The sequence below is a fragment of the Paenibacillus sp. FSL R5-0519 genome, assembly GCF_037974275.1.
Lineage (GTDB): Bacteria > Bacillota > Bacilli > Paenibacillales > Paenibacillaceae > Paenibacillus.
This window is the reverse complement of the sequence record NZ_CP150234.1, coordinates 5,597,615-5,618,733: the sequence shown is the minus strand read 5'-3', so window position 1 is coordinate 5,618,733 and position 21,119 is coordinate 5,597,615. Positions and strand designations below refer to the sequence as shown.

Sequence of the window (21,119 nt, the reverse complement as noted above, 5' to 3'; positions counted from 1 at the left end):
AGGGGGATTTCTGTTGAATGTATTAGAAGAATTAGATTGGAGTTTCAATACGCATAAGGAGAAAATTGCGATTAAGGATTCCTCAAAGACGCTGACGTATGGTCAATTGGATATACTGACAGCCAGGGTAGCAGCACATTTAATGTGGCAAAAAATAGCCAATGAAGATGTGGTAACTATTGAGGCGGAGGATAAGTTGGAGGCGATCATTCTCATGCTTGGAGTTGTCCGAGCGGGGGCTGCATATTGCGTCATTCCACAAGACTATCCGAATCATCGCAAAAATAAAATGCGTACTAAAGTGAATGGCAAAGTCGTACTTCGTAGTCTTAATGAAATAGAGAAGCAAGAGTGTGCTCGTCAAAATGTGGTACAAGACGTATTGGGGGTACAGCAAGCTTCTCGCCAAGCTAACAGTCTCTTATACATTATCTTCACTTCTGGATCAACTGGCGAGCCTAAGGCTGTAGCTATTGAAGATCGATCTATTGAAAAAATTGTGAGACAAAATGAATTCTACGAAGGCAATGTGATTGGTCAATTTGCTCCTCTTGAATTCGATGCATCCGTCTACGAAATTTTTGGCGGATTGCTGAATGGGATGACACTTAGAATGGTAAGTAAGGATGACAGTCTAGACTTTGATATCCTCCCAGAGATTTTGGAAGAGATCGATACGGTATTTCTGACAACACGATTGTTTAATCTATATGTTGAAGAATGTGTGGAGGACTTGAGCAAGTTACAACTCATCTTAACGGGGGGTGAACGTGCTTCCATCAAACATCTGCATGAAGCGGCGCAATATTGCAATGTGTACAATGTGTATGGCCCAACGGAAACCACAGTCTTTGCCACCCGATATAAAGTAATTGGGGATGAAACAGAGATTCCGATCGGGAAGATGTTTGACCAGGGAAATTCTCTCATTCTGGATGAAAGTGGCATACCGGTTAACCGTGGAGAACAAGGACAGTTATTGTTATCTGACTCAGGTTTGATGAGAGGCTACATCGACAATGACCAAGCGAATGAAAAAGCGTTTGCGTACTGGGAGGGGCAACGCTATTATCGGACAGGCGATGTTGTTTATGAGAGTGCCGGAGGGGAATTGAACTATGTCGAGCGAGCAGATCGGCAGGTTAAAGTCTCTGGATATCGGATTGAACTTGGCGAGATTGAACGTTGTGCATACAACTATGGCCTAAATAAAGAGTGTCTTGCTCATTACGATGGTACACGGCTGTACCTGTTTGTAACGGATATGATCGAACTCGAACCATTCCGTCAGCATCTTCGCAATATACTGCCAGATTATATGATACCAACAGTTAAGGTGGTGGGCAAAATCCCGATGAATAACAATGGTAAAACAGACATGCAAGCAATGAACCGACATAAAGATCAGGAGTCCAATAGTGTAAACAAGGTTGCAGAAGTAATGACAAGTGTACTCCAAAGTGAGCTAATCATGAATAAGACCTTTTTGGAGCTGGGTGGTGACTCTATTAAAGCAATGGAAGTCATCTGGAAATTAGGAGGAGAGGGTTATCCGATAGATCTGGATATGCTATTTACACGCACCTTAGGAGAGATTGTGAATGATGTCAAAGCCGGCTAGTGATAGTGAAAAAAGAATTATTAATAGCAGTTTACTGAATCCTACGGCTTACAATATTCCCATGATTGTGAAGTTTGGGGAAGGGCTTAATGTTGCCAAAATGTATAATCTGCTTACATTATACTTTGAACAATTCGATATTTTCCGGACTTCCTATCGAATTGCTTCTGACATTGAGAGATGGATCACGGCAGAAGTACCTACAATTGAAATTTGCTCACAGTCTAAGTTTGAACCTCAAGCAATGCTCGATGCTCATTTGATATCGGTGGAAGATAAAGAGTTAGTCAAAATTGTATTATGTAAGGTGGCTGATGAAACCAATGATTACCTTTTTGTTAATGTACATCATGCGTTACTTGATGGCTTAAGTATTAATCTATTTTTGCAAGATGTAATTGCAGCATATCTCTCGGATGAGCCATTGGCCTTCCAATGCAGTTCGGTGGAAGAACATACGGATTCTAATATTAACTCACAGCGTAATACAGTTGATTTTGGAGAATATGAAGGATTTAAATCTCGGTTGCTCAACAAACAGATTGAGCATGTGAACTATCGAAGTGAAACTGTGAAACTCGGGAGTATGGTCAAACACAAATACACGGATTTCTCTTTATGTCTGACTGCTTTTGCAATCAGTATAGCCGGCTGGCTGAACCATAACTCCGTGTATCTGGCTTATCCCTATCTGGGTAGAAATCAGACCAATTTTAGAGCACTTGGAAACTTTGTTCAGTTAGTTCCTTTTCATAAGAGGTTTGATACACAGAATTATTCAAGCGTGGAGCAACTCACTGCAGAAGTTCAACAACAGATATTCAAGGATCTGACAACGAGCAGCCATTATGATGCTGTGAGATATCGGGAGTCCATGAAATGTATGAACATTTTTCGGGATATCATATTTGACTACAAATCAGGAAGTCTGATCGAGACTACGCTTAGTCATGAGCATGCAATAACACTCCATGAAATCGAGACATATCGCGATGAAAAATATGGTCTTCACTTCTCAATATATAAACAACTGAATGAACTTCATATAACAATGATATCCAGCGAATATAGTTCGGAAGACATGGAACAACTGTTATCTTTTTTTAGTCGTAATGTCCATGCATTATACGCTGATACGGAAATAGGGCTGGATCAAATGTTACGTTTGAAAGATGAAACTAAGACAGATGGAGATAACGCTTCTCCAAACGTTATCTTAAGAGAAGATAACTATGAAGTTATATACAAAGAGGTATCCGGGATGGTATGCACATTGCTGAATGAACAGACTGTACATGCAGAAGAGAGCTTTTTTGATCTCGGTATGGATTCGACACTCTTGGTAAAGTTCAAAAAAAGAATACGAGAACAATTCAAAGTGAATTTAAAAATAAGTGATTTCTTTAATCACTATACTTCCGAAATGCTGACACATAAAATTCTTGAACGATTATAAGGAGGATAACTCGATATGAAAATTGCATTAATGTTGGCAGGACAAGGAACTAAAATTAGCGAGGAAGTAAAGGAAGCATGGCTGAAAAATAAACAAACACTAAAATGGATTGAGCAAGCAGAGACACAGTTGCAGGAGCCGATCCGAGAGTGGTTCTGTTCTGATCTAAGCCAAGACACACGAAAAGCACAATTGGCAACCTACGTAGGGTCCATGTGCATGTATCAATTGTACCGGGAACATGTGGGTTTATATCCTAGCATCGTTCTTGGACACAGCCTGGGTGAGATTACAGCACTAACCATTGCAGGTGCTCTAAGCTATAGTGAGGGATTAAAACTGGTAGATGTGCGAGGAACTGCCATGAAAAAAGCAATAGATACACAAGAAAGTACGGGCATGACAGCTGTGTTTGCTTCACCGGAGAAGGTTGAATCGTGGTTGAGCGATAGACAAGATATCTATATAGCCAATTATAATTCTTCTAAGCAAACGGTCATTGCAGGTAAGAAGGCTGATCTGCAGGACTTCGTCAAACAAAACAAGGTAGAGTCTGTTCCTCTAGGAGTCAGTGGCGCTTTTCATACTCATTACATGCAGGCAGCAGCAGACGAAGTTTATGATCAGTTGAACAGTTTTTCGTTTAACCCATATTGGAGTACTGAAGTCATTAGCAACGAATTCGCAAGACCGTATCAGCCTTCTAATGTTCAGAAGGGGATATCCAGTCAGATGGTAAATCCCGTCTGTTGGACACAGTCTGTAGATTATGCAGTGAAGCAGGGCATTCAAGTATTCATTGATTTATCCCCGAACGGAATGTTTGTCAAAATGCTTGGAAATCAGGTCCAAGTGCACGCCCTCCACAACGAAGAGCAACTCACTAAGCTTAGTAATGAACTGAAAGACGACATCGAAGTCAATAAACACTACAGTGTCTTTTCACGAGCACTAGGGATTATTGTCTCGACCAAAAATAATAATGAAGATCCGGAAGCATATGAAAATATTGTGATTAGTGGATATAACCAGATCAAATCACAGATTGGAAAAGAGGCAACGGCTGAGGATGTAGAAAAAACGTTATCCTTGTTGGAGCTCATTCTTCGGACCAAAAAAGTTCCAGAGGAACAAATCATGCATTATCGTAACAAGTTAGCCTGGAAAGCGGGATAAATTCCTGGAAGCTGATCAAGGAGAGGAGGAAAAGGATTGAGTATAGGAGATATTGCTATTATCGGTATGGACCTTACGCTTCCAGGGTGTGGGAATATGAATGATGCATGGAATAAAATACGTGACAAGCGAATTTCTGTGGGGAAATTTCCGACTAACAGGCATGCACAGATTGGTGAACTGGTTGAGGACATATTCATGCCAGGTTCATATCTTGAACATATCGATCAATTTGATCATAAATATTTCAACATCGCACAAAAAAGTGCTGATTTTATGGATCCCAACCAGAGATTGACCCTGTTATCAGCCACCCGGGCACTGAATGATGCGGGTTGCCTTGAGCAGATCCGCGGTACTCAAACCAGTGTATATGCAAGTGTGAACTCCACACAGCAATATCAATATCAATTATTGTTGCAGCAGCGTAAGTTGAAACCGGATCTGCTTGGGATGTTAAACTCGACCATATCAAGTCGCATCCAATATATCTATGACTTACGTGGTGCTTCCCTAATGACGGATACGGCCTGTTCATCATCACTGGTATCTATTATTCAAGCGTCAAATGATCTTAGACAAGGGATTATTGATCAGGCCATAGTCGTTAGTTCTAATCTTTATGTTAAGCCGGGGTACAAGTCCGATAAATTGGTAGACATTTTGGCAACAGATGCGAGGACACGTACCTTTGATGATCGAAGCACAGGTACATCCATTGGAGAGGGCGTAGGTTCTGTAATTCTCAAACGGAAGGAGGATGCAGAACGGGATGGTAACTTTATCTATGGTCTGATCCGCAGCTACGCCATGAATAACGATGGTCAAACGATGAATATGTCATCGCCTAACCCGGATGCGCAAGAACGACTGATAGAACAGGCATGGGCTCCCCTTCAGGATGAGATGCAGCAGCTGGCATTTATTGAAGCACACGGTACGGGGACAGCTATCGGAGACACGATCGAATTTGAGAGCCTGAGTAATTACTTTTCAGAACGTGTTAAAACAAAACAGAAAATTGCTCTGACAGCAGGTAAGTCCAATTTCGGACATCTGGATGTAACATCAGGATTGTTCTCATTGATTAAGTCGGCCTTATCTTTACGTAACCGCGTTGTGTTACCTCATCCGGATTTTCAGATCCCCAATGAGGAGATTGATTTTGAAACATCAGCTTTCTATATTCCGGATCAATCTGTTCCGCTGGAAGAACATGCGCTTGCAGGTATTAGTTCTTTCGGCATGACAGGTACAAATGCTCACGTTATTCTTCAACAATATAGCTGTTCGGTGCCATCCCAAGTCAAGGAGTTGCCATTGAATTTAAAGAGTTACTGGTTCCCATTGGATGAAAATTCATTCACAGTACAAGATGATCTTCAGCGCTTGGAAACGGATGAGTGGCTTATCGTGCAGTTTCCTTTACACAGTAAGAGACAATGGGAGATTCGCGAACATCAGTTCAATGGAAAACATCTGCTTGTGGGTACAAGTATTTTTGAAATGATAGCCCAGGGGTTAGGTTGTACACCTTACACTCTTGAGCACTATGACATTAATGGTCTTCACATTATGAATCAGATGGCGGTTCAAGACGGTCCTCTGACGATTCTACTCAAACTGGACAAGAAAACGTTAAAGGTGGTTGTAACATATACGACTGCTGGTGTGTTGAAGACTTGGCTACAGTTTGAGTTACATGATAAATCTTCATCGCACAAACTGGTAATAAGAACGGCTACAGAGCTGGATCAGAGAATAAAAGCAGGAGAACTTATGGAAGTCGCTGTAACAAGCCAAGTTGGAGGCGAAGGAGTGGAAGATATTGCTGTATCCCGAAGATGGGATGTAGTAGATCGTTTATGGACTAATCAAGAACATACAAGAGCTGTAGTTAAGCTGAGACCTCCTTCAGAGTACAAAATGGAATTCTCAATGTATAGCTTTTATCCCTCCATTCTCGATCCTGCCTTCAATGCTCTAAACCGAATGGCTGAACCGGAACAGATTGTGTTTCCATGGTATTGGAGCGATATCCGTTTTGAGCAGTTTGAACTTGTAGGAGAAGAATTCTATTCGGAAATAGAATTAGTAGATCGCACCATGGATGAACGAGGAAACATCATCCTATCACTTAATGTTAATTTGTTCGATGGACAGTGGAATCTTATTCTATCTGCTGATCATTATAAAGTGAAAAATGCTCTTAACAAGGAAGAACCGAGTCCATACTTTAAGCAAGAAGAGATTATACCTGCAACGTTTACACAACATTCGTACAGTCCATCCGAAGCGATCCATTTTGTACATGAATCCTTGCGTTCACAGCTTCAACTTGATAGTCCAATAGTCTATTTTACGGAACTAACAGAAATCAACGAGAAGGCGATGGGGCTTCAAGAGAAAGATATGATAAAGCACGTATACCTGTGGGACCGGAATTATACAGAGGTAGATCGTATTGCGGATGAGACGTTTACCCTTGGAAAAGTGCTAATCAATTTAAATAAAATCCTGCATATGAAAAAGTTCTATTACGTAAATTCAGGAGTTTTAGGATACACAGGTAAGAAGAGTGAGTATCCCAAAATGAATGCCTTAAATCGTTCCATAGCCATGGGTGCCTATGCCTTAAGACTGGAAGTGAATAGTGAAGTTATTGTTGTGGATACAGATCATACATATTCAACGGATGTGGGCCGAGTTGACTATGGATCAGAGCAACATATTATTCACCGGGAAGGTGAGTTCTATATCCTGCGTTTGAAGAGTTTGAAAGTGGATGAATCATCCCAGGACAAATTCTCTGAAGGTAAGACTGTACTGATCGTTGGGGCTAGTTCTGGAATTGGTGAGGCATACACAAGAGATTTGGCTGATCGATATGCTAACATCCATATCATAGCTGCGGGAAGAAGGTCCGTGTGGGATGGTCTGCCATTAAGAGATAATGTGAGTTATCTCAAGTTGGATATATCTAATGAGGATGAGGTTTCTTCTTTTGCTGCTCAGTATCATGGCAAACTTGATTATATTCTGAACTTTGCAGGTGAGCCGGCTCAGGGATTGTTTGTTAACAAGTCCAGGAATGAGTTTTGTGCGAAGACAAAAGGTAAAATTGAAGGTTCACATCTGTTGGGAATGTATTTCCCTGAAGTGCAAGAGATTATTCATTTCTCCTCACTAGCGGGTGTGATTGGGGCGATGGGACAAGCGGAGTATTCCATGGCTAATGCATATCAGTCGGGCTTGCCCTTAACCAATACGAATGTAAGAGTTCTCAATCTAACGGGTTGGCAGGATGTAGGTATGTCAGCAGGAATGGAAGATTATTATTTCGAGAAATTAACCAGTGCAGAGGGCATTCCATTATTAAATCGGTTCATTCAATCGAATGCCAAGTCGGCTGCTCTCTTTAAGCTAAAACGTACAGCAGATGAATATTCTTCTCTCTTCAGTCCTGTTACAAAAATGCACAGGAAGCAACAAACTGAGAAGGTATACACGGGTTCTGATCGTGTTAAAGATCATATCGTTGCTGCATGGGGGAGAACTCTTGGTGAAGATGATTACGACCATAATGTTAGTTTCTTTGAACAAGGAGGGGACTCTATTACAATCGTACATTTATGTGATGAATTGAATCTAGCGTTTCCTGGACAATTCGATGTAACAACATTGTTCTCTATTGCAACGATACAGGGTCAGGTTGATCTTATCAATCAGCTGGACAACCAGGAGGCAGTGACAGAACAGAGTGATGGTCATTATGATGCAGCAGAGATGCTGGCATTTCTCAATAAATAATAATCATGAAAGAGGCGATTGAACATGAAGGCGAGTGAGTATATCTTCGGTCAGATTCAAAAGGGCCAACTTGATTCAGCAGTAGGCAAAGACTTATTAGAAGAGATTATTCCTGATGATATTGCAATAGTAGGCATGTCATGCGAATACAGTGATATCAAAGATACATTTGAGTTTTACCAAACGGTTAAAAACGGAAAGCAGGGGTTTAAGGAATTTCCCAAAGGTCGAATTGCTTATATTCCCGAAGATCACACTTATCTGCACAACGGAGCCAAACATTTAAAGATCACACCAGAGGAATTCCTGGAGAGATTGTGTAAAGAAAAGGGATCTTATCTCGATGATATTGATACCTTTGATTATGAATTTTTCGGTATCAGTCAGGACGAAGCCAGATATATTGATCCCACGCATCGTTTGGTTATGAAGCACTCCTATCTTGCTTTGGAGGATGCAGGTATTCGCCTATCCGATGTTAAGGATAGCAAAACAGCTATCTATGTAGGCAAAGACAAATCCATTACAGCAAGTTATCGTTCTGAGATCGAAGAGGACTCCAATCATATAAACTCAGGAAACTGGGAAGGCATACTGGCAAGTCGTCTCAATTATATATATAACTTGTCTGGAGGTTCGTTTGTCGTTGATACAGCTTGTTCCTCCTCGTTGGTCGCTGCACATATAGCATTGAAAACACTTCGGGATAAAGAGATTGATACAGCAATTGTTGGCGGTATTGCTCTTGGACTATTCCCACGTCAAGGCAGCGTACTCGATCAATACAGTAATGTGGAGACACCGCGTTCCTTCCTGAAAGTATTTGATGCTGAGTCACAAGGGACGATCTTTGGCGAAGGTGTAGGTATTGTTATTCTGAAAAGGTTGAAAGATGCGATAGCAGACAATGATAACATTCATTCTATTATTCGTGGCAGCATGATTAATAGTGATGGCAAATCTAACGGTTTGACCGCCCCTAATCCCCATGCTCAAAAGGATCTTCTACTGGATGCCTATACAAGCAGCCATATCTCACCTGAAACAGTGGATTACATTGATGCACATGGAACGGGTACGAAACTTGGCGATCCTATTGAAGTTCGAGGACTAACGGATGCATACAAAAAATATGTGATTAAACGTGGCTTTTGTGCATTAACAAGTTTGAAAGAAAATATCGGCCATACCGTAGGAGCAGCAGGGGTAGGCGGATTGATTAAGATGTCGCTGGCTCTTCGCAATCAGGAAATCTTCCCCAACCATTCTTTTGAAGCTCCGAATGAATATATCAAGTTTGTGGACAGTCCATTCTACATTCCTACCCAGGCTGAGAAGTGGATCAAAGGAAAGTACCCGCGTCGAGGAGGAATCAGTTCCTTTGGATTCAGCGGTACCAATGCTCATGTGATTCTTGAGGAATATGAGCACGCTGTAAACGAATCAGATCATGACCCAATGGACTTTCCATTTGTTTTCACGGCACAATCGACTAATCAATTAATCAAGATGTTGTACAAGTATGTGAAACATGAAGAATACATGAGCGAATATAGACTACAAGATATTTCATATACCCTTATTCATAGAAGAAACTGGTTTAATACAGGAGTTGGTTTCCAAGCTAACTCAATGGAAGAATTCATAACAAAAGTAAGAGCGGCGATAACATTGCTGGAAGGCCAAGTGCCAACAGACGGAATCTTTACGACGAGTGATCGAGAAGTAACAACGGATATGAAAAAACTTATCCATTATCAATTGAAAACAGACTATAGACAATTTGACTTGAATGAGCTTATTCAACTCAAACTGGATGGGTACGAGACGACATTTGACGAATATCCGTATGAGAAGGCCAGAACTGTAACATTACCTGGTTACGAATTCAAATCTGATATTCTATGGGCTACAGTTAAACGATATAGTCCACCTGTTCAATCAGGTCCAAGTCTTCCAGTGAAAGCGACATTGATTCAAGAGCAAGTGATCAGATCCGCCAAATCGGATGTGTACCAAGTCAACTTATCCCCAGATGATTGGTTCGTGGATGATCATCGGATTGGAGGTAAGCGTACGTTCTCAGGTACCACGTATACCGAATTGGCTGCTGAGCTAGCTTCCTTATACTTTGACGAACCTGCGTTCACGTTAGAAAAGTTGTATTTCAAAAATCTGATTCAGCTCGATGATAAAACAGATAAACGTTTCCTGATTCATGTGAACAAGCTGTCCGCCAAGCAACTGGATATTGAGGTTCTCTCATACGAGAATGATGATCTGGAGCAGTATACGACTCATGCGGTCTTTACACTTAAACCTCAGGAAGCAATGGAGAAGCATAAGCTTGATTTGTCCTCAGAGGTACAGAATCAATTGAAACCTACAACAATGGGAAGTACAGAAGAGGAAAATAACTTCTTCAAAGGACGTTGGAACTTTATCGCTCAGGACTTCCGGATGGTTCATATGGCCGATTCCAAATTGCTTCTCTCACTTGATCTGCAAGAGGAATTCCTTGAAGATCTTGACGCCTACCATCTGCACCCTTCCATGTTGGATGGAATTCTGGGGGCTATGGTATATGAACGGGCTCAGGCTCGCCAGAAGACATATCTTCCCTTGTCTTATGGTCGGTTTACCTATACAGGAGTAAGATTCACCAAGAAGATGTATTCCGTCACCGAACTTCTTTATGACATTACCGGTGATCATGATGTAATCACTGCGCACATCCATGTGTACAATGATCAGGGGGATCTAGTTGCTTATGTAGATAAATATGTTATGAAGTCTTTTGCCAATATGTTATTTAAGCCGTATCTTCATACTATTGGGTGGGGACGTTCAACAGTTGAGTTTACAGGTGGAGAAGAAGAACATTGGGTTGACAAACAAGTGTTACTGATCAGCAATGATCTGGTTTCAACGGCTGAATCTTCTACAATAACTCGTGTGAATTATGAGCAATTAGATCAGATAACAACAGGGATTAGATATGATCTGGTAGTTTATGCACCGTGGATTGGATTGGACATATCTGATCCCGGGAAAATTGAAGATGAGATGATGAAGTACTTCCTATTCGCCAAGACGGCTAACAAGTTCATCAAGAGAGGCGGTAAATTAATTTTTGCAGCTGATCAGGGTCTTGCTTTGGAGAAAGACCAGCTTCAAGTTAACCCGCTTCAATATGCAATGCTGAGTTCAGGTCGGATTGTGGGTTTGGAGAATACGGGTTTCACCACACAAATGATTCAGATCTCCGAGTTTAATATTACCGAGTTGTTAAAGGTCGCTGCTCGCAGTGAACTGGACGGTAAAAAAGTCATTGTTAATGATGGAATCATATACGAAGAATCTCTCATCGAAAATAAAGATTTGAAGTATAGATCTGTAGACTTGTTGAAGGATGACTGCGTTATTGTCACAGGGGGTTACGGGGGTATCGGGCTTGAATATATTGAGCAGCTACTCGATGTGAATGCCGAAGTACACATAGCGGTATTGGGACGTACAGATATCCAAGTAGCCCTCGCTTCCAAACAAGAACGCACACCATATGAAGACAGCAAACTAAATAAATTGAATAAGCTTATATCTAAAGCGGCTGACCTGGAGTTCTACCCTTGCGATATTTCACATGAGTCTGAAGTACAGACAACTATAACTAGAATTCAAGCGAAATATAATATAGCTGGAATTATTCATTTGGCGGGAGTTCCAGAGGAAGGCATGTTGTTCTCCAAAACGGAGGATGAATTCAAAAATATTATAGCACCAAAGGTTACGGGTACACTTTTGCTCCAAAAGTATGTCGACGCAGACAAGTTACAATTCTTTGTTACCAGTTCTTCAATGACTACAATTACAGGTTCTGCCGGCCAGTTCTCTTATACCGTGGCTAATGCATTTTTGGAAGGGACGGCACTATCTGATTCGTTAATAACAGCAATACAGTGGCCGGGATGGAAAGAAACGGGAATGGCCCTTAATTTCGGAGATCTGGATGCCGCGGATGAACATCTCTTAATGAAATCTGTTACTAACATGGAGGGCAGAGAATATATTAAACTTTCGCTTCATGCGGGAGACTCCGGTTTTATTGCAGGTGAATTTAACACATCCAAGGTCGAAGAATATTTAGGCGCATATATCCAGTTACCAAGCGGTTACAGTGATGGAAAATCTCGAAATAATGTGGAAGGGGAAGAGGAGGAGGCTCGTCCTTATCAGATCAAGGATTATGGTTCTTTAACAGTAACTGGGACGGATCGTCAGGATGATATTGAGAAGTTTGTTACCGTCGTATTTGCTTCGGTGCTTGATCTTAATGAGATTGATGTGCATAAGAGCTTTACCGATCTGGGTGGAGATTCTCTCAAAGCATTTGGCATTTACGGGCCTATTGCAGAGCAGTTTAACATTGATATAGAGGTTGCTGATGTCTTTATCTACCCGACGATTGTGCAGTTAAGTGAATATGTGAAAGAGCTGATGGAAGAGGCTGCAGCATGAGTAAATCCAGTTCTCGTGTCGTCATAGTAGACTACCGCTGGGATATGCCGGCGAAGGATGATTCGCAAGCGAAGCAGCTTCTCCATAGCAAGGACAAGCTCTGGGAAAATAGAATAGAGCAGTTGAGCGAGCGCTTTAGTCAAGATTTCCACGGAGCTAGCTCATTCGATGGGATTTTCTATCCATCCATTGAAGAAAGATTTGCTTTAGAAGGCATAGATGAGGAAAAAACAACATATTTGCTCTCCAGCGAAAGAATCACATTATCGTTGTTTCAGTCGCTCATCAATCAGAATGTCGTGACAACGAAGCACGATGTGTTGGTATCCAACGGAAGTGCACAAACAGACTTGATATCCAAATCGGCCTATTTGGGAATGCAGGGCGTTGATTTTATGAAAGCTATAGAGTTACTTGATCCGTTGGCATATCTGAAAATGCTACGTTTATCCAGGCCGCCAGCAATTCAGATGGTAAGCGAAGCATCAACTTCAGGTATAGGGGCTTTATATAGCGGGTATAACGCCGTTAAAAAGGGGAAGTTTAACACAGCCTTGGTCGGTGGTTCTTGCGCTAGTACGATGCCATTCCCCCATGAGTTATCCAACTTTGGGTTTGGTTCTGATCGATTCACTCAACCATTCGAACAAGGTGCTTCAGGGCACTATTTTTCAGAAGGAGGCGCTGCCTTTCTAATTAAAGAAAGGCAGCAAGCCCTTGCAGATGGAGATCACATTCTTGCTGAGATTAAAGATATCACCGCAGGCACTATGGGAAGTCCTGTAATTAATCGCAATGCAGTTAAAAAACTGGTGCTTCAATCTCTGGCAGATGCCGGGGTACTTCCTACAGATGAGATATTTATGGACCTGTATGGAAGAGCTAATGAGATCGATGATACTGCTGAGTTTTCCTGTTTGAAAAATGTACAGAAGGTATTCCCTGGTTTAAAGGGAGGATATCTCAAACAGCATGCTCAATACATGATTGGATACTATGGATTACTAGGTTTATGTCGTTTGCTGGAATCGAAGAAAAATAACACAGAGCTACAGGGCGGTGTTGTTACTCAGCCAAACTCTTATATAGGCAAGATAGAACCGGATCAATGGACGACTCAAGTGAATGATTATCATTGGATTACAATGCCCATGTATTCAATGCATGGCAACGTGTATAACTTAGTCATTCATATGAATCCTGATGAAGGATAGAGGAGGAAATAGACATGCAACTGATATGTTTTCCTTATGCTGGAGCTCATGTAAATGTATTTGTTGAACTACAAAATCAAATCAAAAACAAGTATCCCCATATGCAGATCATGTCTGTGGAATATGCTGGGCATGGGAGACGGTTTTCTGAGACAGCGTATCAGTCCATTCAAGAGAATGCGGCCGATCTATACATGAGAATTACAGCAACAATGAATAAAGAAGAAGAAATTATGTTGCTTGGATACAGTATGGGTTCAATTGTTGCCTATGAAGTTGCACAAATGCTAATCAGGGAAGGCTACAACATTGTCAAACTGATTTTTATGGCCGCTACTCCGCCTCATCGAATAGATATTCGAAATGAGGATTTATCAGGAGATGAGGAACTTCTTCTACGCTGCAAACATTACGGATTGATTAAAGAAAGGCAGTTTGATTCTGCACAGATGCGTAAGCTGTTTCTGCCAGCGCTTCGCCATGACATTAATGCAGTGAATACGTACAATGTCGTCAACAACTATCAGAGCTATACATTTGATGAAAAAGTTCAAATTGCTGTTTTTCTAGGTCAGCAGGATCTGTCTGTCGCCGATGAAGATTATTGGACAGACCTTTCCGAGAATGATGTACAGTATCATTTCTACCATTCTGGACATTTCTTCTTATATGACCACCAGAATCAAGTCAGTCTGGATGTTATTGATTTTATTACTAATTCAAATAAGACCATTATCTGAGGAGGGGTTAGAATATGAGTTTACTTGGAATGCTTCAGCAAAGCGTGGAGATGTATAAGAACAAGATTGCCATTTCCGAAACGAATCGTATGGTTACTTATGGAGAATTGAATGCATTGTCGAACCAGTACTATGACTGGCTAGAAGAAAAAGGGGTATCCGTTAATGATATTGTTGCTATTGAACTGGAGAGAAGCATAGAAGCTATTGCTGCAATGATCGCCATATTAAAACATGGTGCAGCATATACGGTTATTAATAAAGACTATCCAGAGACTCGTAAGGAGTATATGAGACAAACACTGGACATTAAGATAACGATCGAATCTGTTTTTGAGGTAGATCATCAAAGGATGGAAGAGTGGTCAGGTGTAACGAGAACAGAGGATCAAATGTGTTATGTCATTTTCACATCGGGAACAACATCCCTTCCCAAGGCAGTGGGAATTCCTGATCGTGGAGTGGTGCGATTATTGCATGAAGATCGTTTGGGATGGGACGCAGCTAAGACCATTTCTCATATCAGTCCTCTAGAATTTGATGCTTCAATTATTGAGATCTGGGGGGGATTGCTTAGTGGCATGACCATTGCGCTACTTTCCAAAACAGAGGTTCTGAACATTTATCTGGTTGAAAAACGAATTCAACAAGAAATTGATATCATGTGGATAACGAGTTCCTTGTTTAATTTTTGGGTGGATAAAAAACCTGAAATGTTCAAGAAATTAAGTCATGTTATTGTGGGCGGGGAGCAGCTAAGCTTGTCACATGTGGAGAAGGTCCTGCCGTTTACGAAAGTTATTAACGGATACGGTCCTACGGAGAACACTGTTTTCACTACACTAGATGTAATGGAAGGTTCTGTGGACGAGATTGCAATAGGAACGCCAATTTTCGGAACGGAAGTATATATCGTTAATGAGCAAGGTGAGATGAGTAATGAAGGGGAACTTTACGCAGCGGGAGAGGGAGTAGCCTTAGGATACCTTGGTAACCCCGAGAAGACGAAGGAATCTTTTATTAGTTGGAATGGCCTACCTGTGTATAAGACGGGTGACCTTGTACGAGTGAATGCAGACGGCCGAATAATCTATATGGGAAGAAAAGATACCCAGGTTAAAATTAATGGTTACCGCATTGATCTTCAGGAAATCGAATCTACTGTAAAGTCGTTGGGTATCTCCAACTGTCATGCTTTTGTACAGGATAAAAAAATCTACCTTGCTGTTACAACACGCCAAGAAAATATAGCAAGCCAACTAAAACGATTGCTTCCTATTTACATGATCCCGTCCAAAATAGCTTATGTTAGCGAATTGCCTTTGACAGGGAACGGGAAGACCGATACTAAAACGTTGTATGAGCATTATTTTATTACCAAAACGAAAAGACTTATTCGAATTTTACAGCGGTATTTGAATGCGGACATCACTGAACAGACCAATTTGTTTGAGTTCGCCATCGATTCAATTACGATCTGGGAGATTGCAAGAGAGATTAATCATTCGTTCCACAGTGATCTCAGTTTCTTTGATATTATTGAGAATCCGACAGTTAATGAGATTACCAAAATGTTAGGAGAAGAATATGATGCAGCGTACAATTTATGATTTTCTGCTCCGAAAGTATGAACTGCATCATGCAGGTCAAGATCCTTCATTTAGGAAAACATTTACGGGAAGCATGAAGTGGTACTGGGGATTAAAACTAATTGTAGTGGGTATCTACATTGCTCTTTTTCTCCATTATGTAGGAAAGGATCAGTTTCTTCCGTCGGAAACGTATTGGTTTATTGGGGGAATTGTGTTCTCATTATTCGTTATTACCTTATCCTACCTGAATATTTTTACAGCCTGGTTTGCCATCATGCTTGGAAAACATCGTAAATGGATAGACAATCTATTAATTATTACAGGTATTCTGTTGTGTATAAAACTCCCCGTGTATACGTTTGGAAATGGTGATGTTAACTTTTTCAATATACAGGAGTCACTGCTTCTTCCCGGTATATTGATGATTGCTATGGGGCTCTATCGTAAAGTTCATTATAGATCTTCAAAAGTAGTACCTTGGTGTGCAGCCGTGAGTCTTTTGATCTCAGCAGTTATTCTTGTTAAATTCCCAATTGATTCTATCGGCCAGAGTATTTATCTTGGATTTATAATGTTGGTAAATGCAGGTTTTATCATTGATTTGCTAGTGCTCTATATGTTGCATTTCAAATCAAGAATGCTGGCACATTGAGGTGAATGCGTATGATTACTCCAAATCTGATTGCAATTAGTGAGCAAGAGATTGAGGCTGACGACATCTTGAGTCCTTATGAGCATGAAATATACGATAACATAACCAATGAAGGCAGAAGGAAAGAGTTTCTGGTCGGGCGATATGCTATTAAAAAAAATCTGAAGGATCAATTTCCCTCATATCATGGGGAGATGAATAATATCTCTGTTGAATATGGGAGTCTGCGTTTTCCACTGATTCATGACAATCTGTTCGAAGTGGGATTAAGTCACTCCAAGACATATGCTCTTTCTGTACTATACAGCAAGGATAACGTAGTCGGAGTTGATATAGAGACCATACGTTCAGATATCCCGATTGCAGAGATGCTTAGTGAGGCCGAGAAAAAACTTATAGAACATCTTTACCCAGCTTTACAATTTGCCTATATATTCTTCAGTTGTAAAGAGGCACTGGGGAAAGCGTTGAAAATGGGACTTCTAGCTGATTATTCAATCTATGAGATAAGTGAAGTTGTTTCAGAATTAATACATGGACAAGAAGTGTTTCGTATACAATTCAAACGATTTCCGTTCCTTACAGGTTATAGCTTTATGAAAGATGATAAAGAAATATGTAGTTTGGTTGTACCACAAAAAGTTGATATAAGGGAGGTACTGAGATTACTCATTGCTTCCTGAATCAAGAAATAGAAAAACCACCACGGTTAGTAGTCGTACAGACTACGAAATCGTGGTGGTTTTGTCTTTTCATGCAGTTACGTGACATTATGAAGCGCTTATGACATAGGTAAAGGCAGATCATGTACGTTTGTGACGGAAAGAATCAATAGTATGAAGGGAACGGATGTATAGGACTTTAATCCCCTATAATTAGTACCAGAGAGGTGATCAACATAAAAGAACAACCCGCAGTACATACCAGCTTAACGGAATCATTGGCTAGTAAGATTGCACTATGGATTAACAAGGAGCGTGATGGAGAACACATTCGATACTTAAAGATGAAGCTTGGTATTGAAACGTTATTGATTAATACCATGAAAAGTGTTTTGGTCTATGGTCTGGCTCTCTTATTCAATATGCTTCTGGAAACGTTAATTGTACATGCTACATATTATGCTGTCCGTCGAATATCATTTGGATTGCATGCCAGTACAAGCTTCAGATGCAGCATGATCAGCATCATGTTATTCGTTGGTTTACCTTACATATGCTCATACATAATGATTGGCAACGATATGGTTTTAATTACTGGATTGATCTCTGCAGTGCTTCTGTATCGATATGCGCCAGCAGATACTGACAAATTCCCACTTCTTGGAGCGAAAAGAAGAAAGAAACTGAGAATGGCTTCTGTACGAACAGCAGTAATTCTCACTTTGATTGCATTTTTATGTCCAAGTCATACGGTCAAAACATTAATGATGACAGGCATGTTGTTACAGATCATTTCAATTCTTCCCGTAACATATAAAATACTTAAGAGGAGTGTTAGAAATTATGAAAAATATGAAACAGATGCTGTTGGACGGATTTAAGAATAATGTAGCAAAATCAATGGAGGTAATGGCGATTAAAAGTGGAGAGATTGCGATGGAAACGAGTTGTTCACTTTTTAATTATGAGTCTAAAATCCCGAGCGAATTGTTGTTGAGTAATAAGGAGTAGTTAAATATTACCTGATTTATCCTAATAGTCTATCTTACTTTGTACCCAGCTATGGACTGGTGAAACAGTAAGATAGACTATTTTGTTGATAAATTTTACATTATTTCATATAATCATGATTACGAACCCCTGCTAATTTTTGTTAATGATTCAGAATTTATTACAGGCAAGAATCGCTCAATCTTTATCACATAGAGAGAAGGGTAATTGATAATGTTGCTGATTATTGGTTCTATAATTCAAATGGTAACTTTTAGTTTGTCTATTCCTATCATGTTGAAGAATCAATTTAGTCGGAAGTATATTGCTTTTATGGCCATTGTTTCAAGCATTCTAGGATATTTCTTTTTTTTAGTTATGGGATCAGCAGCTAGTTTTATAGTTTTATTGTTTCTAATGTTAAGCGTGTATTATCAATTGAGAAAGTTCATTCTTAGCATTCTAATTCCTACGATTACGCTTATTTTTATGGTCATAAGCGATTACATATGTGGTGTGATAAATATCAGGATTATCGGTGGTTCCAATGCATCTATTCAAAATAATGGTTTCCATATGTTACTTTCTGTCACGGGAACTATGGTTTTAACATTTCTAATGAGTGCAATAGTTAGGGGGCTTTTTACAAAGTTAAATAGCCGAGATATCTTTTTGAAAAAATATGGTTTATATCTATCGATTTTATCCATTTTTACTGTTGTGATTTTTTACATCAATATATGGATCGGGCAACGACAAGGTTTCTCAGATGAGAATATTCAAGCCAATAGTTTACTTTTTATATTCTATTTTGCATTGTTAATTGGAGTTTTCGTTGCATTAACTCGAACAGTTATGAAAGAGTCGGCACTTCTGAATCGACAGGAACAGTATGAACAATTAACAGAGTACACGGAAAATTTGGAACACTTATATACTGACATGCAGAAATTCCGACACGATTATATCAATATTCTTCTGAGTATGTCTGAATTTATTCGAAATAAAGATATGGAACAGTTACAAATTTACTTTGAAAAAAAGATTATGCCAATCAGCCAAGGGATGCAGTCTAATACATACAAGTTAGGGCCGTTACATAATCTGAAAGTACAGGAATTAAAAGGTGTCATATCTGCCAAGATGATTAAAGCACAAGAGTTGAACATTGATGCGGTAATTGAGGTGATTGAGCCTATTGAGCACATCAATATGGATTCTATTCAATTATGCCGATGTGTAGGGATTTTGCTAGATAATGCTATTGAAGAAGCGATTCATTGTGACGAACCGATTGTGAATTTAGCACTGATTCGTAACGAAAGAGGCATATTAATTGTGGTCATGAACAGTTGTAGAGAGGAAACTCCTGAATTATATAAACTTTTTGAAAAGGGCTTTTCAACCAAAGGCAACAATCGTGGACTTGGTCTTAGTAACTTAAAAGAGATAGTTTCACAGTGCGAGGGTGTGGCTTTGGATACTGAGCGTAAAGAAAAGACATTTATTCAAATACTAGAAGTGCTCGAGCCCTTGGTCAACAGTGATGCCAATAGATCTGCGAGCAGTGTGATATTAGGATAACTCAGTTTAAGTGGGGGGAAGGGCATGTTGGAGATTTTTATATGTGAAGATGATGAAGAACAACGCAAACGTTTAACCAAATATGTAACGGACTATATTATGATAGAGAACTTAGATATGAAGGTTGTTGTCTCTACTGCACATTCTAATGATATTATTGAATATCTCCAGCAAAATAATACAACAGGTCTATATTTTTTGGATGTAGACATTCAGGAAGAGAAGAGTGGAATTGCACTCGGAGCGGAAATTCGTCAATATGATACTCAGGGAGCCATAGTATTTGTGACGACACATTCAGAGCTGACCTATCTAACATTTACTTATAAAGTAGAAGCAATGGACTATATTACAAAAGATAATTTCACTGATATACAAAAACGGGTTATCGAATGTATTAATACGGCAAATCAGCGATATGTTCAAAATAAACAAAACAGTCGTAAAATTTTTCAAACAAAGTCTGGAGATAAAGTCATCAGTATTGAATACAACGATATTTTATTTTTTGAAACCTCTCCGCAATTACATAAAGTGATTCTTCATGCTAAAAATCGTCAAGTTGAGTTCTATGGAAAATTGAAAGCTTTACTTGAGATGGACAGCAGGTTTTATCGTTGTCATAACTCGTATGTAGTGAATAAAGATAATATTTCAGAAATTGATTTTGCCACGAGAGAGATTCAGATGGTGAACGGTCAGATCTGCTATGCTTCCAGTCGGTTTTTGAAAGGATTAAAGGATATCGTTCAAAAGTGAGTATATTAGCCCTCATTTGTTATAGCTGCTTGCAGTCTATTATAAATGAGGGCTAATATTATGTTTGAAGTGGAAATGAATCTTATACTCCATTAATATGTGTCTATACATATTTTATAATGAAGAGAAATGTGATGAGCCAAGAAGGGCTGCAACTAAATAAGTAATTTTAATAAAGTATTGCAATTGATGTTCTGGCGTGATATATTATTATTCCGGCCAAGAAAACACGAGATACAGGGTGCGGCAAGCGAATGAAATGAGCTTCGAAAGAAACTTGAAAAAAGAGCTTGCAAAGTTGGTTCGGACATGATATTATATAAGAGTTGCTGAAGAGAACGACAT

14 protein-coding genes are annotated in these 21,119 nt (G+C 39.8%); all 14 read left to right on the top strand.

Features of this window, described 5'->3' with window-relative positions:
• The first annotated feature begins 13 nt into the window (after nucleotides 1-13).
• Complete coding sequence (locus MKY73_RS25210; protein WP_339303963.1) at nucleotides 14-1,621, top strand: non-ribosomal peptide synthetase; 1,608 nt, start codon at nucleotides 14-16, stop codon at nucleotides 1,619-1,621.
• Nucleotides 1,602-3,077: a condensation domain-containing protein gene (locus MKY73_RS25205; RefSeq protein ID WP_339303961.1), complete on the top strand. Its 1,476-nt coding sequence runs from the start codon at nucleotides 1,602-1,604 to the stop codon at nucleotides 3,075-3,077. Before MKY73_RS25210 ends, MKY73_RS25205 begins: the two co-directional genes overlap by 20 nt.
• Before the next feature lie 15 nt (nucleotides 3,078-3,092).
• The gene (locus tag MKY73_RS25200) at nucleotides 3,093-4,253 is read left to right on the top strand and encodes an ACP S-malonyltransferase (RefSeq protein WP_339303959.1); all 1,161 of its coding nucleotides are present in this window, start codon (nucleotides 3,093-3,095) and stop codon (nucleotides 4,251-4,253) included.
• A 36-nt stretch (nucleotides 4,254-4,289) separates the two neighbouring features.
• Nucleotides 4,290-8,063, top strand: a complete 3,774-nt coding sequence (locus MKY73_RS25195; RefSeq protein WP_339303957.1) for an SDR family NAD(P)-dependent oxidoreductase — start codon at nucleotides 4,290-4,292, stop codon at nucleotides 8,061-8,063.
• Between the two features lie 24 nt (nucleotides 8,064-8,087).
• The gene (locus MKY73_RS25190; RefSeq protein WP_339303955.1) at nucleotides 8,088-12,581 is read left to right on the top strand and encodes an SDR family NAD(P)-dependent oxidoreductase; all 4,494 of its coding nucleotides are present in this window, start codon (nucleotides 8,088-8,090) and stop codon (nucleotides 12,579-12,581) included.
• Nucleotides 12,578-13,795, top strand: a complete 1,218-nt coding sequence (locus MKY73_RS25185; protein ID WP_339303953.1) for a beta-ketoacyl synthase N-terminal-like domain-containing protein — start codon at nucleotides 12,578-12,580, stop codon at nucleotides 13,793-13,795. Before MKY73_RS25190 ends, MKY73_RS25185 begins: the two co-directional genes overlap by 4 nt.
• 14 nt (nucleotides 13,796-13,809) lie before the next feature.
• On the top strand, nucleotides 13,810-14,535 hold the full coding sequence (locus tag MKY73_RS25180) for a thioesterase domain-containing protein (protein WP_339303952.1): 726 nt from the start codon (nucleotides 13,810-13,812) through the stop codon (nucleotides 14,533-14,535).
• A 14-nt stretch (nucleotides 14,536-14,549) separates the two neighbouring features.
• The gene (locus MKY73_RS25175; protein WP_339303951.1) at nucleotides 14,550-16,145 is read left to right on the top strand and encodes a non-ribosomal peptide synthetase; all 1,596 of its coding nucleotides are present in this window, start codon (nucleotides 14,550-14,552) and stop codon (nucleotides 16,143-16,145) included.
• Nucleotides 16,123-16,779: a hypothetical protein gene (locus MKY73_RS25170; protein WP_339303950.1), complete on the top strand. Its 657-nt coding sequence runs from the start codon at nucleotides 16,123-16,125 to the stop codon at nucleotides 16,777-16,779. The genes MKY73_RS25175 and MKY73_RS25170 overlap by 23 nt, the downstream gene beginning before the upstream one ends.
• An 11-nt stretch (nucleotides 16,780-16,790) precedes the next feature.
• Entirely contained in the window at nucleotides 16,791-17,462 is a 672-nt protein-coding gene (locus MKY73_RS25165) for a 4'-phosphopantetheinyl transferase superfamily protein (protein WP_339239681.1), read from the top strand.
• A 206-nt stretch (nucleotides 17,463-17,668) separates the two neighbouring features.
• Nucleotides 17,669-18,322 carry an accessory gene regulator B family protein gene (locus MKY73_RS25160; RefSeq protein WP_339303949.1) on the top strand — a complete coding sequence of 218 codons (654 nt, stop codon included), beginning with the start codon at nucleotides 17,669-17,671 and terminating at the stop codon, nucleotides 18,320-18,322.
• Entirely contained in the window at nucleotides 18,285-18,452 is a 168-nt protein-coding gene (locus MKY73_RS25155; RefSeq protein WP_339239685.1) for a cyclic lactone autoinducer peptide, read from the top strand. The genes MKY73_RS25160 and MKY73_RS25155 overlap by 38 nt, the downstream gene beginning before the upstream one ends.
• A gap of 213 nt (nucleotides 18,453-18,665) precedes the next feature.
• On the top strand, nucleotides 18,666-20,015 hold the full coding sequence (locus tag MKY73_RS25150; protein WP_339303948.1) for a GHKL domain-containing protein: 1,350 nt from the start codon (nucleotides 18,666-18,668) through the stop codon (nucleotides 20,013-20,015).
• 24 nt (nucleotides 20,016-20,039) lie between these two features.
• A complete protein-coding gene (locus MKY73_RS25145) occupies nucleotides 20,040-20,774 on the top strand; it encodes a LytTR family DNA-binding domain-containing protein (RefSeq protein WP_339239689.1) in 735 nt (244 codons plus the stop codon).
• The last annotated feature ends 345 nt before the right edge of the window (nucleotides 20,775-21,119 follow it).